Origin of the sequence: Pseudomonas sp. LjRoot277 (assembly GCF_964253845.1) — a bacterium.
Classification (GTDB): domain Bacteria; phylum Pseudomonadota; class Gammaproteobacteria; order Pseudomonadales; family Pseudomonadaceae; genus Aquipseudomonas.
Map to the genome: position 1 here is coordinate 2,736,703 of NZ_CAXURI020000001.1, position 17,470 is coordinate 2,754,172.

The following is a 17,470-nucleotide window of genomic DNA, read 5'->3' on the forward strand; positions in this document are numbered from 1 at the left end:
GTCAACTGAGAGACCGCTTTCGCGAGCAAGTCGGATCGCCGCACCGCCGCTCCCACATTTTGATCGAGTACGGACCCACGCTATCAATCATTCCTTAGAACCCTCGAATCAAGGCTGGTCCATGACTTCCAACCCTCCCTCCGGCATGGTCAGGGTGCGCGGCGCCCGGGAACACAATCTCAAAAACGTCGATGTCGACATCCCCCGGGATGCCCTGGTGGTGTTCACTGGCGTGTCCGGTTCGGGGAAGTCGTCGTTGGCGTTCTCGACCCTCTACGCCGAAGCGCAACGCCGCTATTTCGAATCCGTGGCGCCTTATGCGCGGCGCCTGATCGATCAGGTCGGGGTGCCGGACGTCGACTCCATCGAAGGCTTACCGCCGGCGGTGGCGCTCCAGCAACAACGAGGGACGCCGAGCACGCGCTCTTCGGTGGGCAGCGTGACGACGTTGTCGAGCCTGATCCGCATGCTGTACTCCCGGGCCGGCAGTTATCCGCCGGGGCAGCCGATGCTGTATGCCGAAGATTTTTCGCCCAACACGCCCCAAGGCGCGTGCCCCGAATGTCATGGGTTGGGGCGGGTGTATGAAGTCACCGAAGCGTTGATGGTCCCGGACCCGAGCCTGACCATTCGCCAGCGCGCGGTCGCCTCCTGGCCCACCGCCTGGCAGGGACAGAACCTGCGCGACATCCTGGTGACGATGGGTTACGACGTCGACAAACCCTGGTGCGATCTGCCGAAAAAACTGCGCGACTGGATTCTCTTCACCGAAGAAACACCCACGGTGCCGGTGTATGCCGGGCTCACCCCCGAAGAAACCAGAGTCGCGCTCAAACGAAAAATGGAACCGAGCTACCAGGGCACGTTCACCGGCGCCCGGCGCTACATCCTGCACACCTTCAGCCATTCCCAAAGCGCGCTGATGAAGAAGCGCGTCTCGCAATTCATGCTCGGCAGCCAGTGCCCGTTGTGCGATGGAAAACGGCTCAAGCGCGAGGCGTTGTCGGTGACCTTTGCCGGTTACGACATCGGCGAGTTGTCGCAGATGCCGTTACTGCAAGTGGCCGAAGTATTGAAACCCGTGGCCGCTCACAGCTACCTCGAACAGACCGAGGCGGCGGGTGAGGTATTGACGCACGACCAGACCCGCGAGGCCCGCGAGCAACGAGTGGCCCACGGTGCCAGTGGTCACGCCAACGCGCCGGATGTGCGCCACACACCGAACCTGTCGGTGGAGAAACGCCTGGCCGCACAGCGGATCGCTCAGGACTTGCTGGAACGGGTCAGCACGTTGACCGATCTGGGGCTCGGTTACCTGGCACTGGAACGCAGCACGCCGACGCTGTCGTCCGGTGAGTTGCAGCGTCTGCGTCTGGCCACGCAATTGGGTTCGCAGTTGTTCGGCGTTATCTACGTGCTGGATGAACCGTCGGCCGGATTGCACCCGGCGGATGGCGAAGCATTGTTCGAAGCGCTGCAACGCCTGAAGGCTGCCGGCAACACCTTGTTCGTGGTCGAACATGACCTGGAAACCATGCGCCGCGCCGACTGGCTGATCGACGTGGGTCCGGCGGCCGGCGAGCATGGCGGCCAAGTCCTGTACAGCGGACCGCCGCCAGGGTTGGCGCAGGTGACGAACTCGCAGACGCGCGCTTATCTGTTCGCCGAGCAGGTCGCTCAGCCCCAAGCCAGCCGTAAGGCGAACGATTGGCTACGGCTGGAAGGTATCACTCGCAATAACCTGAACAACCTCAGCGTCGAGTTTCCGCTGGGCTGTTTTACCGCGGTGACGGGCGTCTCCGGTTCCGGTAAATCGAGCCTGGTCAGTCAGGCGCTGCTGGAACTGGTGGGCGCGCATCTCGGGCGCGCGGCAAGCGATAGCGAACCGCAAGAGTTGAGCCTTGAGGACGACGCACCGCAAGTCAGCGGCGGTCAGGTCTCGGCGGGACTGGAATCGATCAAGCGCCTGGTGCAAGTCGATCAGAAACCCATTGGCCGCACACCGCGCTCGAACCTGGCGACCTACACCGGGCTGTTCGACAACGTGCGCAAACTGTACGCCGCCACTCCTGAAGCGCAGGCCGAGGGTTACGACGCGGGCCAGTTTTCCTTCAACGTCGCCAAGGGCCGTTGCTCGACCTGCGAAGGCGAAGGCTTTGTCAGCGTCGAGTTGCTGTTCATGCCCAGCGTCTATGCACCGTGCTCGACCTGTCACGGTGCGCGCTACAACCCCGAGACGCTGGCAATCATCTGGCAAGGGTTGAACATCGCCCAGGTGTTGCAACTGACGGTGGACGAGGCGGTCACGGTGTTTGCCGAGCAACCGGGTATTCGCCGCTCGCTGGAGGTGCTGCGCGATATCGGCCTGGGTTACCTGCGCCTCGGCCAGCCGGCGACCGAGCTGTCGGGCGGTGAAGCCCAACGGATCAAACTGGCCACCGAGCTGCAACGCAGCCAGCGTGGGGCAACGTTGTATGTGCTCGACGAGCCCACCACCGGTTTGCACCCAAGGGATGTCGATCGCTTGCTCGAACAGTTGAATACGCTAGTGACGGCGGGGCATACGGTGATCGTCGTCGAACATGAAATGCGTGTGGTGGCGCAGAGTGACTGGGTGATCGACATCGGCCCGGGGGCGGGGGATCAGGGCGGGAAGATTGTCGTCAGCGGCACGCCGCAGAAAGTGGCCAAGAGTAAAAAGAGCCGGACGGCACCCTTTTTGGCCAGAACCCTGGGCTAAATCAAAAGATCGTCCGAACGCGGCCCGATCTTTTGATTTTGATTCGGCCTTGCGATGGAACCCTGTCCCTGAAATACAAAACGCCCGATGCGGTGCATCGGGCGTTGGGGTGAAACAGGTGTAAACCTGTTTCAGGACTAGACAAGGGTTATTTGCTCGGATGAGCAGCCTGGAGTTTTTTCGCCATATCCAGATGCTTCTTCAGCGCTGGCAGCATTTTTTGCGCGAAACCTTTCAAGTCCGTGGCGCCTTTGGTTCTGTCGTCCGTCACCGTGTTGGCTTCTTTCTTGAACAGTTCGATAGTGTCTTCGTGAGCCTTCACCTGATTGTTGGCGTAGGCCGCATCGAAGGATTCATCGCGCAAGTCGAGGATTTTCTCTTTTGCCTGTTTGACCAGCGTCGTGCTGTCCGGTACCTCGATGTCATTCTTTTTCGCCAGCGCCGCCAGTTCATCGTTGGCCTTGGAATGGTCGGTAATCATCATGTTGGCGAATGCCTTGATGTCCGCCGATGAGCTTTTTTCCAGGGCCAGTCGGCTCGTTTCGACTTCCGCGATACCGCCCGCGGCCGCGCTGTCGACGAAGTCATTGGAAGTGGCGGCGAAAGCCGTGCCCATGCTGGTGCTCAAGGCAACGGCCAACGTGAGGTGGCGCAGGGTAAGTCCGTCCATTGGTTTTTCTCCACACAGGTTTTCATGGGCGATCGATTGATCGTTAACGTGTGGAGGCCGACGAGCGGGCAAAGGTTTTATTGCGTTTGCGGCAGGGCGACGAACGGGCACCGCTGGTCTGATAGGCGGTCGACAGAACGGGCTAACCGAGGCCATTCTGATAGTTGGTGAACGCAATTGATCGCGTTTGCCTCCGATCAACAAACGGAGGTGTTCCATGCCGGTGCCACACGACCTTTATCAGGATCTCAAGCTTTCAAAGGAAGATATCCAGCAAAAACGCACCAAGGATCCGTTACTGGATTCACTGATCAACAAGTATTCGCAGGCGGATGCCGAGGTCGTAAAGGCTGAGTCCGCAAAATCGGATGCGCCCAGTGATGACGCATTGAAGAAGCTCAAGGCGAAGCGCGTGGAGGTTAAGCAAAAGATCGTTGATCGACTCCAGACGCCGTCCTGACGCGCCCTGTCTGGTCACCGACGACCGGTGACTGAAAAATTGGAACGGCGATAAATACCGGCACCTCGAATGTTCAGAGTCCGAATTTACGGCTCCATGCGAGGTGCCCCATGACCGAACGCACCACCATCAATCCAGCGCGGTACTCAACGGCAATCGCGCCATGTGTCTGGCCTTCAACGACCCGAAATACAACCAATCCCCATACTCGCGAACGGTAGTGATTGGCGAGTAGTTGTCGCGGCTACCGTCCTGCAAGTTTGCGATGACTTTACCGTCCAGATCCAGGCCCAGCGCGAAGGCGCGTTTCTCCACCGGTTTAGGCAGGACAGTCATGGCTCGCACGATCATTTTGCGCACGAAGGGATGCGGTGCGGTGGCATCGAGCAATGCGTTGCGCGGTGCATAAAGCGCCACCCAGAAGCGGTCGCGGCCATTGAACGCGAGGTTGTCCGGCAACCCTGGCAAGTTGTCGATGAATAGATCTCGGGTGCCGGCTTTGGGCCCGCTCAGCCAGTAACGACTGATACGATAGGCGCCCGTTTCGTTGACCAATACAAAGGCATCGTCCGGTCCCAGCGTCACGCCGTTGGCGAATTCCAGCTTATCCAGCAGGACCGCGGTTTTGCCGGTCTGGAAGTCATAACGCAGCAAGCGGCCATCGCCGCCATGCTCGATGATCGCTTCGCCGTCACTGCCGTAGCCAAAGCGGCTGGAGGCATCACTGAAATAGGCGTAGTGCCCGGATTTGTCGATCGCCACGTCGTCGGTGAAACCGAAGGGCACGCCGTTGGCCGCCGTGGTCAATGCAATCAATCGGCCCTGGGCATCCAGTGACAGCAAGCCCTTGACCCCGTCGGCAATCACCAGCAGACCATTGGGATGACGGGCCAGGCCCAAGGGTCTGCCGCCCGTATCGGCCAGGACCTTGGTGACCTTGCCGTCGAGGCTGGTACGGATCAGTCGGCCGTCATGCAAACCCGTGATGAGAACGTTTTCCTCCAGCAGCAACGCTTCCGGCCCGTCGATATCTGCGGCGCCGACGCGCTCCACGCCTTTTAGGCGCTGATTGTCGGCGTAGATGCCGCTGGTGAGAGAGGGTGCCGGTGTCGGTGTCCAGGCCACCGGCTGAACCTTGGTCGGCATCAGCAGCAGAAAAGCGCCGATGGCAACGATTATCAGCAACAACAGATGGCGAAACTTGACGGTTCGACTCATGCGCCGACTCCTGCCGGGGCCAATTGTTTTTGCGCCATCTCGCGCAACGCCAGCATCGACGCCGCCGACTCACGATCGATGCGCCGCTTGAGCAGCAGTCGATTGGCAATGCGCATCGCCAGGCCGCTGAACTGATACTCCAGGGTGCGCACAAAGCGTGTGCCATCGCCCCGGGCCTCGCACTCGTAAGTCACCACTAAAGACAACCCGTGATCGTCATGGGCCCAGGCACTCCAGCGGCGTCCTGGCAGGTATTCGTTAACCTCCCAATGCAGGTGTCCCTCACGCCCGCCCGCCTTGATGTCTTCCTCGAACCGCCCCCCGGCATGCAGCGGACCGCTCTGGCCATCGACCTTGAGGGACGAGGGATGCCACTCCGGCCAACGGGCCACGGTGCTGGCATAGGCGAGCACGTCAATCGGGTCTCCAGCAATGTCGATCTGATGCTGCATGCGGGTCATGGTCGTTCTCGTCGGGTGCAGATCCGTCGGCTCCGGTTCCCAATAGAGGGTGCCGAACAGGTAGTCCATCAGCGGAAAAACGATATTGAAATTGCGTTCCTGCATCAGCTCACGACGGTGATGCAGTTCATGCAGGCGGCGCATCTGGCGGATCCATGGCAAGCGTGTGACGGGGTTCTCCGCTGGCAGGTGCTCGCAGGCATGGAACACTTCATAGGTCAGGTAGCCGAGGACCAGGCAGCCGCCGAACAACCCGGCGACGTTGGTATCGAACTGCTCAAGCAGCCACCAGACGGGTAGGGTGATGACGACCGTGTGCAACACGATCAGCCAGGCTGGAAACAGAATCACCCGCCAGTCCCGGACACTGTCGTAGGTCATGTGGCCGGGGGCGAAAAAGCTGTGATGGTCGCCGGCATGGCGTGCGTAGAACATTCGCGCGAAGTTTTTTTTGTGATGCCCCAGGTGTCGATGGACCATGTACACGCCGAAGTTGAAGAACAACAACGTCAACGGCATCGCCAGCCATTCCAGTGGCTGCACCTGGTGTACGGTGCTCCAGAATCCGCCGATGGCCAGCAACCCGAACAGCAACACAAAAGCGCCGTGCAGCCATGGGTTGTAGAGCGGATGAATGTCGGCGCGGTAGCGGGCGCGGAATGCTTCGGTGGTCTGCCTCACTGCGTTCACCTGTTGTTTTTGTTATCTCCAGCAGATTAGACGATCCCGGCGTTTTGGCTGGCCTAACCTTGAGGACGCAACCGCCATGCTTCGGTGCAAACCGGATTCAGGTCAGCGGGTTCCAGCGTTGCGACCAGTCATCGTCGGATTTGATCACTTCGCGCAGCAGGTCGAAGGCTCGTTGCAAGGTCGCCGAGTCGCGGTCGCGGGAGTAAACCAGATAAGTCGGATAGCTGAACTCCGGGGCTTTAGGCACTTGCTCCAGCACACCACTTTCCAGATAGCTCTGGACCACCCGGGTGCGGAAGTAGCCGCTGCCGCCGTTTTCCAGAATGTACTGCAAGCCCAGTGGGCCGAGGTTGAAGCTCAATGCGGCTTTGGCTTTTTCCGGCAGGGCCGCATCGTGCTGGCGGCGGAAGTCCGGGCCCCAGTCGATGTACACGTAGGGATCGGGTCTTGCCGCCAGGCGGATAAGGACCAGTTTTTCTTCCAGCACCTGTTCGACTTGCAGGCGTGGCCAATACTCGGGCTGGTAAACCAGCGCCGCATCCAGAACCCCCAGTTCCAGTTGGCGCAGCAGGTTTTCACCGTCACGGATTTCCATGCGCAGGGCGTGGCTGGGGATCTTCTCGCGCAGCGCACCGGCCCAGCTGAGCATCAGCGGGTTGCACAGACTGACCTCGCCACCGATGTGCAACACGTCGCGGTAACCCTCGGGCAACGGCAAGTCCCGTCGCGCCGCTTCCCAGGTTTCGACCAGTTGATTGGCGTAGACCACGAAGGCTTCACCGTTAGGCGTCAGGCGTGCACCGGCGCGGTTGCGCACGAACAACGTACTGCCTAGCTGGCTTTCGAGTTTCTGTACCCGCGCCGTGATCGCGGTCTGGGTAACGTGGAGTTTTTCGGCGGCTGCGGCAAGGCTGCCGTGGCGGACGATTTCCAGAAAGGTGCGGGCGAGATCGATGTCCATGGGGCGGCCGGTGTCGGAGGTGCAGGCATTGTAAGAGCAGGGGCTGGCAACGGATACCTCGCAGGCCGGTCTTCGAGTTTGAAATGGCGTCATTGGTTTATAAGAAACAGGGTGTTTCTGGAAGGGATTTTGTCAAGTTGAGCATAGGGGGATTCGTTGATGCGGCGATGAAGTTTCGCTGAGTGCGATACTTGATGATGTGTGTTAGGTAGTCCATTGCTGCTTGCTCTGTAGGGGGTTTTTCCGGAGTTACGGTTGACGATTTTTTGAAATGTTTTGCATGATCTTCTTGGTTGTTCGATGTAACAAAATGGTTTTAGCTTGAGTTGTCTTTTGAATGGCTTCGGCGATTGTCAATAACTTTTACCGTGTCGAAGTCATGATTATTTAAAGGACTTATTTCAACTGAAAAGGAATTTCAGCCAGTGTCGAATAAATATGCTTATACGAAACAGGATGTAGAAAAAGTTTTCCATGAAATGGAAGAAGAGTTGTTCGCGTCCAGAACGCCAGGTGCGGACGATGAATCTGTGCCAAAGATGCTGGTGGTCGTTGGCGTGGAGGGCGCGGGTAAAACGCATTTGCTCAATGAGTTGCTCAAAACTTCCCGTTATTCAAATTACGTCCCGCTGTACGAGCCTGAATATCGCACCCGTCATCCGCACTACGACGAGATCGAGAAGCATGGCGTGGTATATGCCTACAAGCAGACTGAAGCGTTTGTCAGGGATCTGGGGGCGATGATCTTTGATAAGTCCCTTGAAGACAAGTACAGCATTATCATGGAGGCTGGCCTTGAAACCCGTGAGTTTGCTGGTTTTCAAACGGGTGAGCATGCTTGTCTCTATGAGTATGAGGTTCATGTCATCGCGAGCAAAAAAGATTTTGCGCACGTGTCGACCATCGTGCGGGCACTGGACAGCGTGAAGGGGAACAAGCTGGAACGCTTCGTTTCGCTACGGGACATAGATGCGGGCATGGCGAATGCCAAGGCGGTGCTGACTGCCTTCGAAGAAGCCTGTTCCAAGGTACAAGGTTCGGAAATTACGTTGTATGACCGTAACTTTGGTACCGATAAAAGAAGCAGGCAGATTTGCCGCAGTCAGTGCGTAAAAGTCGGGGAGTTGACGCCGCAGCCGATACACAACGGGAGTGTTTCGGTGCCGGTGGCCATAAATCAGGTACGTATTGAATACACGTCCGGTGCTGTCCTGTTCGGGGTATACAAGGCGTTTTCCGATATTGCCGATGGAGCGATCTTTCACCGTTATGGTCGTGAAAAGATGGTGCTTGAATGTCACGCTGCTCTGGCGGGTACTCTTCAGCTGGATCGGATGGATGCGGAGTTGGCAGTGAACAACCTCTATTCTTACATTCTTAAATACGCCATTCGTTAATACACAGGAAAGCCATCGTATAAAAATAAACGGTTCGTTTTGAGCGCCGTACTCGTTGATGATTAAACTGTCGAACGTGATTGCCGGAACTGCAAATGAGTTCCGGCTTTTTTATGGGTTTTTTCTAAAAGGCGAAACACGAACAACCAAACGCCCCCCAAAAACCTTGAAAGTCACTGACCGGCGCGGCCGACAGTCTCGCTCTCTCGTGACTGTGCGCATGCACCGCGCAAGCCCCGACGCATTGATGAACCTGCGCCGTCAGCGGCGCCAGGGGTTTCCAATGGCCCGGTACTTTGGCAACGGGCGACCACTCAGGCACCACCGGGACGGGAGGCGGCCCGAGTTTTTCAAACTCGACGCTGCCGTAGACGATCTTGCCGTCAACGATGGTCAGTACCGATTCGATCCATTTGACTGCTTCATCCTCGATGTGGAAGTAATCCGCCGACAGCGCAATCAGGTCCGCCAGTTGCCCGACCTTGATCTGGCCTTTTTTGCCTTGCTCGGAGGAAAACCAGGCGCTGCCGTTGGTAAAGAGTTCCAGCGCGGTATCGCGGCTCAAGCCTTGCGGGTACAGCGCCAGACCACCGACGGTGCGACCGCTGATCAGCCAGTACAGCGAAGTCCAGGGGTTGTAGCTGGAGACGCGCGTGGCATCGGTGCCGGCGCCGACCGGAATGCCTTCGGCGAGCATACGAGCGATGGGCGGCGTGGCTTCGGCAGCCTTGGCGCCATAACGGTCGACGAAGTATTCGCCCTGGAATGCCATGCGGTCCTGGATCGCGATGCCGCCACCGAGGGCCTTGACCCGTTCGATGTTCTGCGGGGTGATGGTTTCGGCGTGGTCGAAGAACCACGGCAATCCGTCGAACGGAATGTCGCGATTGACCTTCTCGAACACGTCGAGCATGCGGCTGATGGATTCGTTGTACGTGGCGTGCAAACGGAACGGCCAGCGCTGTTCTACCAGATGGCGGACCACCGGTTCCAGTTCTTGCTCCATGGTTTGCGGCAGGTCCGGGCGGGGTTCGAGAAAGTCCTCGAAGTCGGCCGCCGAGAACACCAGCATTTCCCCGGCACCGTTGTGCCGTAGAAAGTCATCGCCCTGACCGTAGTGGGAGGTGCTGGTCCAGTTCTTGAAGTCGGTCAGCTCTTCCTTGGGTTTCTGTGTGAACAGGTTGTAAGCAATGCGCACCGTGAGTTGTTGGTCTTTGGCCAGTTGCTGGATGACTTGATAGTCGTCTGGATAATTCTGATATCCGCCGCCAGCATCGATGGCGCTGGTGACACCCAGGCGATTGAGTTCGCGCATGAATTGGCGGGTGGAGTTGACCTGGTATTCCAGTGGCAGTTTCGGCCCTTTGGCCAGGGTCGAGTAAAGAATCATCGCGTTGGGGCGGGCGATCAGCATGCCCGTCGGGTCGCCATTGGCATCGCGCTGGATTTCGCCACCTGGCGGATTCGGCGTGTCACGGGTATAGCCGACCACCTTCAACGCGGCGCGGTTGAGCAGTGCGCGATCATAGAGGTGCAGGACGAACACCGGGGTATCCGGCGCGGCCTTGTTCAGTTCATCAATCGTCGGCAGGCGTTTTTCGGCGAACTGGAATTCGTTCCAGCCACCGACTACCCGCACCCATTGCGGCGTGGGCGTGCGGTCCGCCTGATCCTTGAGCATACGCAGCGCGTCAACCAGGGAGGGGACGCCTTCCCAGCGCAGTTCGAGGTTGTAGTTGAGGCCACCACGGATCAGGTGCAGGTGCGAGTCGTTGAGGCCAGGAATCACCGTGCGGCCGTGCAGGTCGATAATTTGGCTGCCGGGGCCTTGCAGGGCCATGGCCTGGGCATCGCTGCCGACCACCACGAAGCGTCCGTCCTTGATCGCGACGGCGCTGGCTTGGGGTTTTTTGCGATCGACGGTATGCAGGCGTCCGTTGTACAGAATGAGGTCGGCGGGGGCGTCGGGCATGGTTTTACTCCCTGCGATTAGCGGGCTGATCCAGGCACCGACGGCACCTGCCGAAAGGCCTTGCAGTACACGTCGGCGGTTAATTCCGTCGTGGTCGTCAGGTGGGCTCATGGGCAGTGCTCCGCGTAAAGGCTCTTCATAAAAAAGCGAAGGCAAACAGCCGATGTCTGACGCATGCGGCCAGAAGGAATATAGACGGCAAATCCACAGGTAGCCGTTTTCCAATGGTGAAAAACGACGAATCCCGCCTCGAGGGACGGGATTCGTTTGCGGCAAGGCGTGCTCCCGAAGGTCGGGAGCGGCGCGCTTAGCTCGGGAACAGCTCGGACAGTTTCATGGCCAGCATCATGTCGCCTTCAGCGCGCAGTTTGCCGCCCATGAACGCTTGCATACCGTCAGTCGAACCGTCGACGATGCCTTCCAGGGTTTCGCCGTCCATGACCAGAGTCACCTGGGCGTCCGGGTTTTCGCCTTCCTGGAGCTCGCAAGTGCTGTCCTTGACGATCAGCGAGAAGTTCTTGGTGTCGTCGATGCGGAAACCGAATACCAGGTCCAGGCCGGCAGCAGCGGCTGGGTTGAACTTGGCTTTCATTGCTTGTACGGCATCAGCTACGGAGGTCATGGTTCGATCCTTTCTTGGGTAATTAGAGCTGGGTGAATACAGCCAGGGTCACAATAGTCCGGACTCAGCGAAACGTGATGAGTTCCGGGGTCTTCAACAGTTGCAGGTGCGCATGACTGTTGAAAGAAGACAGAGCCACCTCGCGACCGCGAAACTTCAGCAGGTTGAGCGAGGTGTTGACGATTTGCCAGTTCAGTTCAAACGCCTGCCTGGCAGGCATTTGTGTAATGAGATGGAGCAGGGCCGTGATAGTGCCGCCGGAGGTGAACACGGCGATTTTCTGGGTGTTGTCGGCGCTTTCGAGGATTCGCTGCAGACCGGCCTGCACCCGTTCGACAAACCCCAGCCAGCTTTCCAGGCCCGGTGTGTCATAGGTGCCGGCGAGCCAGCGTTCGATGATCAGGGCGAAGATGCGCTGGAACTCACCGCGGTTTTGCGCGGCATTGCGCAGGATGTGCAGCGCTTCGGGTTCGTCCGGTAACATGGCCGGCAGCAGCGCGCGGATCACCGCATCGGCGTCGAACTCATTGAAAGCGGAATCGATCTCCAGGACGGGAACCGGCAGGCCTGCCGCAGCGAACTGTTCCAGTGCGCTGTTGGCCGTGTGCTGCTGGCGGCGCAGATCGCCCGAGAGGCAGCGATCGAAGCTGATACCCAGCTCGGCGAGGTGCTGGCCGAGGACTTCTGCCTGGCGAATACCGGTCGGCGACAGAACGTCATAGTCGTCTGCACCAAAGGAGGCCTGGCCATGTCGAATCAAATAGATACTGCCCACGTCCGCGTCATCCCGGTACGTTGAAGGTTCGGCGAGGTTATGAGGATGACGGTGAGCTGTCAATGAAAAAACATACGCTTGTTTGAAATGCCCGTTACAGGGCTGTTGCCAGAGGTTTCACGGCTGGCCGACGGGGCGGCGCTGGAGGTATCTCGCGCGCATTTTTGCAGCGCATCGTATTAAAGGAGTCCCTGTGGAGTTTTTTGCCAACTGACTTGATCCCAACATGATTGCCTATGCGGCTCTGACGCGCGGGTCGTACCTCGGAACTGCCTTTGGCCTGGCTAACATCGTGGCTGCACCATTGGGCTTTGATCAGGCGGCGATGGTGCGAACTTCGATTCTTCCTGAGGTAGCAAAAGAGGGACCCAAAGGAGAAAGCATGGCTGTACGGCCTGAGTGACCTCGACAAGTCCGGTGAAATTCTTACAGGTGCCCTGAAGCAGGTCCCAGCGGCTGGCTTGGTTAGCAGTGCTGCGCAGGTCGGATACAACCTTGCAGGAACCATTAACAGTCCCGACATGGCCCTGCAGTACCGTACAGACATCTTCAACGGATTCCGGGGGGTAATCCCCAACGATCCTATGAGCCAGCGAGCGACCGTTGAGATGTTTGAGCGGTGGGGCATCGACACCACGAAGTAAATCGCTGTGGCTTCAAAGGGGACCTTAACGGGTTCCCTTATTTTTCAAAATGACCACCTCTGAGAGGCCCCATCTGTACGGCCTGCAAATACCCCCACTAAAAGCAGAGGGGGCTAGAGGTTACTCTTTCAGGAACCCTCGTATAGATAACGCTGAGGCTGCTCTGTCTGATGATTATCGCCAATCCTTATACCTATCACGAACAGCCAATCTGGCCATCCAGGCAAAGGCAAGCAACCAGACGTAATAGCCATAGGTATACCCTATAACGGTGAGCCTGCCGTCTTCGTCGTACCAAGTAGCGTGCTGCAATTGCACCGACAGTCCTGCCATTAATGCGAGTAAGGCATAGATTAGGCTGCGCTTGGCGGTCCGGGTGCGGTAGGCGGCGATGAGCAAGGGGTTTGCTAACCAAGCGGCGTAACCGTAGACGATTGACAGAAACCCCATGATGAATGCACACGATCCCGGCAAAGTGTCTTGGGTGAGTGTTCCATGCAGCCAGTTATCATCTTCTTGCCACACCGCTGGCAGCACGAGGCTAAGTAGGTACAGGGCCAAACCGAAATCACGTAGTTCGAGACGTCGCTTGCGCCATTTCATTGCTGTGGTGCTCCGTCACCGCGTGAAACTCTTTGCTTGTTGGTCATATTTGCTTAAGGGCGGAAAGGGTCAAGTTCCCCCTTGCATGGTTTCAAACGAGTAATAACGTCAGCGGAAGTTTTCGCGGTGTCGATCCTGCCTGTTTCATCAAGGTTAATTTCTGTTGTTGTTCCCCATTTCGGCGTGATGGCGATGCACCTCCGAAGCCCCTTGTTTGACCACCAATCGAACATCATGAAGAAATCCTTATCGGGGAAGATGTGACCAATATCTGCTGTCCCTTGGCCGGGGAGAATGCCTCCTTTGTCAATACGGTGCTGGGTGTTCCAGATATAGCGCAGCTCATCCTTTCCATCCTTGGGGTAATTGACGACTACTCTCGGCAACGTCACATACCAAAATACAAGTAATGCAAGCAGGAGTAGGGTTACTACTCGTCGTTTACTCAGCTTTCTTACAAATGTGGACACGAGTGCCATCTCCCCAATCCTCTGGTTTAATTGCAAGAACTTTTTCCATGATCATCTGAGCGGTAATTCCCCCGTTAGGATGTTCGGCGAATAGTTTGATCCCGATACTGATTGATATACGGTCCTGGTCGTCGTCGTAAGCCCTCAACCCATCGACACCTTCGGCCGCATGGGGCCACTGCCGTTTACCCCAATCAAATATCTTCCTGACGGATTCGGACGCGATCTGCTCAAGACCCGCACCGTCGGATAGGGCGCTTTCCGAAAGGCCTCCAGCTCGTCCCACGTAGCCGTAGTGAATGTTCGACCAAATGTCATAGAAATAATCGTAGTCACCCTGTTTGTGGTACACGACGCCGTCGTACTTCTTTGCCAGCTCCACTTTGTGGTCCCACTTACGGCCTTGGCCAACTCGCTCAGTCCAAAGCCCCATAGCTGCCGCCACATTTGCAGCACTAATAGCTTGAGGGCTGGTCGTTCCGATTTGGGCGTACCAAGGCAGCTCCATTTGCTTGCGCGTTTCTTCCGCAACGTCATAGCTGAGCAGTTCTTTCATCTTCAAGACGGAGGGGTGATGGATGTTGGTATTTATCTCGCCAGCAATGTAACTCGCCAGCTCCTCCATCATGTCAGGGTCTTTACAGACGGCAGGTTGAGCTTTTGGCTCAGGCTTCGCATCCGGCTGCTTAGAGGCTGCCTTGGGATCTACCAAAGCGTTCGCCGCTGTGGCTTTCTCTACGAGCTTAGGGTCAGCCAACAAGGTCGCCATCTTCTCGTCGTCTCGTCTATAGAGCCATCTGGCCGGAATGCTCCGAGGGCCATAAAGTTGATGATGGTTGCACCGCCAGCGTCACCCATGACAAAGCCACCACCGACATCGCCTGACCCCGAGATGATTGTCCCACCGTGACTGGTAGGGCTCCCTAAGTGGGCCATTGGACGGCCATTCACTTGAATAGAAGGAAAGCCGGTGGTGACGACTGCGCCACACCCACAGGTATCGCCAACTCGGGCAGAGCCCATAAAGTTGATGTTGGTGTCAGCAGATGCAGAGGCGATAGGGGTAGTGCCGTGGCTTGGCAATGGGCAGACGTGTTTGTCACCCAATCGAGCAGAAGAAATCATTTTGCATCGTCCTTGCGTCTTTCATCCATGGTCATGAACCAGTCATATGCTGGCTCGCGGGAGGCTACCGGAAACGGAAGGGCGGGTCTGTAGGAGAAACCCCAAAGTTGGATTTGAGTATTAGAGGCCCTCAGAGATGGTGGTTATCGTCCACCTAACCCTACAGCTCAAGGAGGGCTATGCGATGACTACACGGTGGAAGACCTGTGTTGCTGTACTCCGCACTCTGGCTACCCATCGTGTCACCTATCGATTTCTTGGTTTGCTCCTTGTCACTCTGGGAGCTGCTCAAGGTGGTCCTTTGGCCGAAGCCCTTGGGGATGTCGTCTGCGTTCTACTTGGAGGCTGCGCCGAGTGACTTCGTGGCGATTCTGGCAGGGGCCTCGCGGATTCACTGCCTTACCTCAATGACCTCAGTGAAGCCAGTCTTGTAGATGAGAATACGATCGAAAGGGGTCTCCCCAACGCTCTCGTCTGCGGGCCAATAAATTAACTGATCTTGTGCAGGGTCCCAAAACTCAACAACGAGCAATAACCAAGTGGCTTCACATGGAGCATATTGTTGAGCCTTTGCGGCTTTCCGCGCGACTACATCCTTCACTCGTGTCACTGATAAGAGCGGCGTGCGGAAGGTCTGCGACAGCTCCCATCTACATTTGGGATATTCATTTCCATCGTGAGAGAGATAGCCTATCTCCGGTGTGGCGTCGAGGGGCCAACAGCTTAGATACCCATCTGATAGCGTTGAAATTTCCAAAGCATACGAAGCCAGGTCTTTCGCGATTTGTTTAATACGTTTTGGTTTAATCAGATTCAATTCGCAGAATCCTACATAAAGCGCGATCTTGCGCCCGCCACGCGATAGGTAGATTTCTTCAGCTGAGTCGATCACCTTGAGTCGATTAACGCTCTGAAGTTGTTCGCTATCCTTAACATCACCATCCTTTATGTAGAGGTGGGCAATCTCTATCCCAAGCGTACTCTGGTTGTTCTCGCCAAGAATTACCACATCAGGCTTGTCGCCGTGCTCAACGGTTCCAAGTGGCAGCTCATAGTGTTTACTGAACAAGTCGAAGTATTTCTTCTCGATCTTCTGTTTTTCGGTGAGCTGCATAGGACTCGCCTCATCGCTGGTAGATGCGCCCAGTGTAGATCGAGTGACAGTCGCAGTGGGGGCCTTCAACTCGTGATGGATGCCTTTGAGAATCTGACAGAAAAATCTGAATGACCACCTCAGTGCTTCTATGGTCCCAAAGTCCCCCGTGGGGCCCTCGCGCCTGAGCCTTATCGTGCGCCTGCGTGGGGTCCTTAGCGCGAGCTCGCAGGCCTCTGGAAGTCAGGCATTTTGGGGCCTCGGCGGTGTCACAAAGTGTTAGAACTCTGTAACAACAGCGTTAGACATACGTCGAAAGATGTCCGTAGAATGGGCCTCTCATGCCTCATTGGAAGCCTTATGGAGTTTTTTGCCGAGTACGCAGTTTTTCTGGCTAAGACCGTGACACTGGTGATCGCCATTCTGGTGGTCCTGGCCAGTTTCGCGGCATTGCGCAGCAAAGGTCGGCGCAAGTCGGTCGGCCAGTTGCAAGTCAGCAAACTCAATGATTTCTACAAAGGACTGCGCGAACGCCTGGAGCAAACCTTGCTCGACAAGGACCAGCTCAAGGCCTTGCGCAAGGTCGAGGCTAAATCCGAGAAAAAGCAAAAGAAAAAACCTGAGGCAGCCAAACCTCGGGTGTTCGTGCTGGATTTCGACGGCGACATCAAGGCGTCGGCCACTGAAAGCCTGCGCCATGAAATCACCGCGCTGCTGACCCTCGCCACGCCCAAGGATGAAGTGGTGCTGCGCCTTGAAAGCGGCGGCGGCATGGTTCACAGCTACGGCCTGGCGTCCTCGCAACTGGCGCGTATCCGTGATGCCGGTGTGCCGTTAACCGTGTGCATCGACAAGGTCGCGGCCAGCGGCGGCTACATGATGGCGTGCATCGGCGAGAAGATCATCAGCGCGCCGTTCGCGATCCTCGGCTCGATCGGCGTTGTGGCCCAGTTGCCTAACGTCAACCGCCTGCTGAAAAAGCACGACATCGACTTCGAAGTGCTGACCGCCGGCGAATACAAACGCACCCTGACAGTGTTTGGCGAAAACACCGAGAAGGGCCGCGAGAAGTTCCAGGAAGACCTGGACATCACTCACCAGCTGTTCAAGAACTTCGTTTCGCGCTATCGCCCGCAACTGGCCATCGACGAAGTGGCCACTGGTGAAATCTGGCTCGGTGTTGCCGCGCTGGACAAGCAACTGGTGGACGAACTCAAGACCAGCGATGAATACCTCGCCGAACGTGCGAAGAAGTCCGAGCTGTACCACTTGCACTACGCCGAACGTAAAAGCTTGCAGGAGCGCATTGGCATGGCGGCCAGCGGCTCGGTCGATCGTGTGCTATTGAGCTGGTGGAGCCGGTTGACCCAGCAACGCTTCTGGTAATACTCAAAAAGCATCATCGTTAAAAAAATGAAACCGTGGATATCTCCCCCGGTTTCATTTTTTTTTGCGGGTTTTAAGTCCATACGTTTTCCTTCCGGTGTTTGCGAATTTTCCTGAGGTCATTGTCGATCGCTCCCGCTTCCGGTTGATCCGTGGTCAGTTAGGGTGGTGTTCCTGAAACGC

General features: G+C 57.1%; 15 protein-coding genes and 1 pseudogene. 5 read left to right on the top strand and 11 right to left on the bottom strand.

What is annotated here, in order from left to right; all coding sequences use genetic code 11:
• The first annotated feature begins 121 nt into the window (after positions 1-121).
• Positions 122-2,740, top strand: a complete 2,619-nt coding sequence (gene uvrA / locus ACSQ87_RS13095; protein WP_436273663.1) for an excinuclease ABC subunit UvrA — start codon at positions 122-124, stop codon at positions 2,738-2,740.
• 148 nt (positions 2,741-2,888) lie between these two features.
• On the opposite strand, the gene ACSQ87_RS13100 is transcribed toward uvrA, so the two are convergent.
• Complete coding sequence (locus tag ACSQ87_RS13100) at positions 2,889-3,410, bottom strand: DUF4142 domain-containing protein (RefSeq protein ID WP_150655635.1); 522 nt, start codon at positions 3,408-3,410, stop codon at positions 2,889-2,891.
• A 217-nt stretch (positions 3,411-3,627) separates the two neighbouring features.
• On the opposite strand from ACSQ87_RS13100, the gene ACSQ87_RS13105 reads away from it, so the two are divergent.
• Positions 3,628-3,870 (top strand): DUF465 domain-containing protein, encoded by a 243-nt coding sequence (locus tag ACSQ87_RS13105; protein WP_046048501.1) that lies wholly within the window; start codon positions 3,628-3,630, stop codon positions 3,868-3,870.
• Between the two features lie 129 nt (positions 3,871-3,999).
• Here ACSQ87_RS13105 and ACSQ87_RS13110 read toward each other — a convergent pair whose 3' ends face one another.
• From ACSQ87_RS13110 to ACSQ87_RS13120, 3 genes are all read right to left on the bottom strand, one after another.
• On the bottom strand, positions 4,000-5,088 hold the full coding sequence (locus tag ACSQ87_RS13110) for an SMP-30/gluconolactonase/LRE family protein (protein WP_223433084.1): 1,089 nt from the start codon (positions 5,086-5,088) through the stop codon (positions 4,000-4,002).
• Complete coding sequence (locus ACSQ87_RS13115; RefSeq protein ID WP_223433083.1) at positions 5,085-6,230, bottom strand: SRPBCC family protein; 1,146 nt, start codon at positions 6,228-6,230, stop codon at positions 5,085-5,087. Before ACSQ87_RS13115 ends, ACSQ87_RS13110 begins: the two co-directional genes overlap by 4 nt.
• 106 nt (positions 6,231-6,336) lie before the next feature.
• The gene (locus ACSQ87_RS13120) at positions 6,337-7,200 is read right to left on the bottom strand and encodes a LysR family transcriptional regulator (RefSeq protein WP_033061633.1); all 864 of its coding nucleotides are present in this window, start codon (positions 7,198-7,200) and stop codon (positions 6,337-6,339) included.
• A gap of 425 nt (positions 7,201-7,625) precedes the next feature.
• Here ACSQ87_RS13120 and ACSQ87_RS13125 point away from each other — a divergent pair, with 425 nt between their 5' ends.
• A complete protein-coding gene (locus tag ACSQ87_RS13125; protein WP_223433082.1) occupies positions 7,626-8,597 on the top strand; it encodes a zeta toxin family protein in 972 nt (323 codons plus the stop codon).
• A 124-nt stretch (positions 8,598-8,721) separates the two neighbouring features.
• On the opposite strand, the gene ACSQ87_RS13130 is transcribed toward ACSQ87_RS13125, so the two are convergent.
• The 6 genes and pseudogenes from ACSQ87_RS13130 to ACSQ87_RS13155 form a co-directional block, all read right to left on the bottom strand.
• A complete protein-coding gene (locus ACSQ87_RS13130; protein ID WP_436275087.1) occupies positions 8,722-10,569 on the bottom strand; it encodes an amidohydrolase in 1,848 nt (615 codons plus the stop codon).
• Positions 10,570-10,876: 307 nt separating this feature from the next.
• Complete coding sequence (locus ACSQ87_RS13135) at positions 10,877-11,191, bottom strand: SCP2 sterol-binding domain-containing protein (RefSeq protein ID WP_008015934.1); 315 nt, start codon at positions 11,189-11,191, stop codon at positions 10,877-10,879.
• A 64-nt stretch (positions 11,192-11,255) separates the two neighbouring features.
• Positions 11,256-11,966, bottom strand: a complete 711-nt coding sequence (locus ACSQ87_RS13140) for a histidine phosphatase family protein (protein ID WP_150655639.1) — start codon at positions 11,964-11,966, stop codon at positions 11,256-11,258.
• Between the two features lie 818 nt (positions 11,967-12,784).
• Positions 12,785-13,213 carry a hypothetical protein gene (locus ACSQ87_RS13145; RefSeq protein WP_223433081.1) on the bottom strand — a complete coding sequence of 143 codons (429 nt, stop codon included), beginning with the start codon at positions 13,211-13,213 and terminating at the stop codon, positions 12,785-12,787.
• Positions 13,214-13,266: 53 nt separating this feature from the next.
• Positions 13,267-13,692 carry a hypothetical protein gene (locus ACSQ87_RS13150; RefSeq protein WP_223433080.1) on the bottom strand — a complete coding sequence of 142 codons (426 nt, stop codon included), beginning with the start codon at positions 13,690-13,692 and terminating at the stop codon, positions 13,267-13,269.
• Positions 13,655-14,808, bottom strand: a pseudogene (locus ACSQ87_RS13155) (polymorphic toxin type 44 domain-containing protein). Before ACSQ87_RS13155 ends, ACSQ87_RS13150 begins: the two are co-directional and overlap by 38 nt.
• A 184-nt stretch (positions 14,809-14,992) precedes the next feature.
• On the opposite strand from ACSQ87_RS13155, the gene ACSQ87_RS13160 reads away from it, so the two are divergent.
• Complete coding sequence (locus ACSQ87_RS13160; protein ID WP_223433087.1) at positions 14,993-15,166, top strand: gp19.5 family protein; 174 nt, start codon at positions 14,993-14,995, stop codon at positions 15,164-15,166.
• Between the two features lie 33 nt (positions 15,167-15,199).
• Here ACSQ87_RS13160 and ACSQ87_RS13165 read toward each other — a convergent pair whose 3' ends face one another.
• The gene (locus ACSQ87_RS13165; protein WP_223433079.1) at positions 15,200-15,922 is read right to left on the bottom strand and encodes a hypothetical protein; all 723 of its coding nucleotides are present in this window, start codon (positions 15,920-15,922) and stop codon (positions 15,200-15,202) included.
• A 339-nt stretch (positions 15,923-16,261) separates the two neighbouring features.
• Here ACSQ87_RS13165 and sohB point away from each other — a divergent pair, with 339 nt between their 5' ends.
• Positions 16,262-17,287, top strand: a complete 1,026-nt coding sequence (sohB, locus tag ACSQ87_RS13170; protein WP_150655640.1) for a protease SohB — start codon at positions 16,262-16,264, stop codon at positions 17,285-17,287.
• Positions 17,288-17,470: the final 183 nt, after the last annotated feature.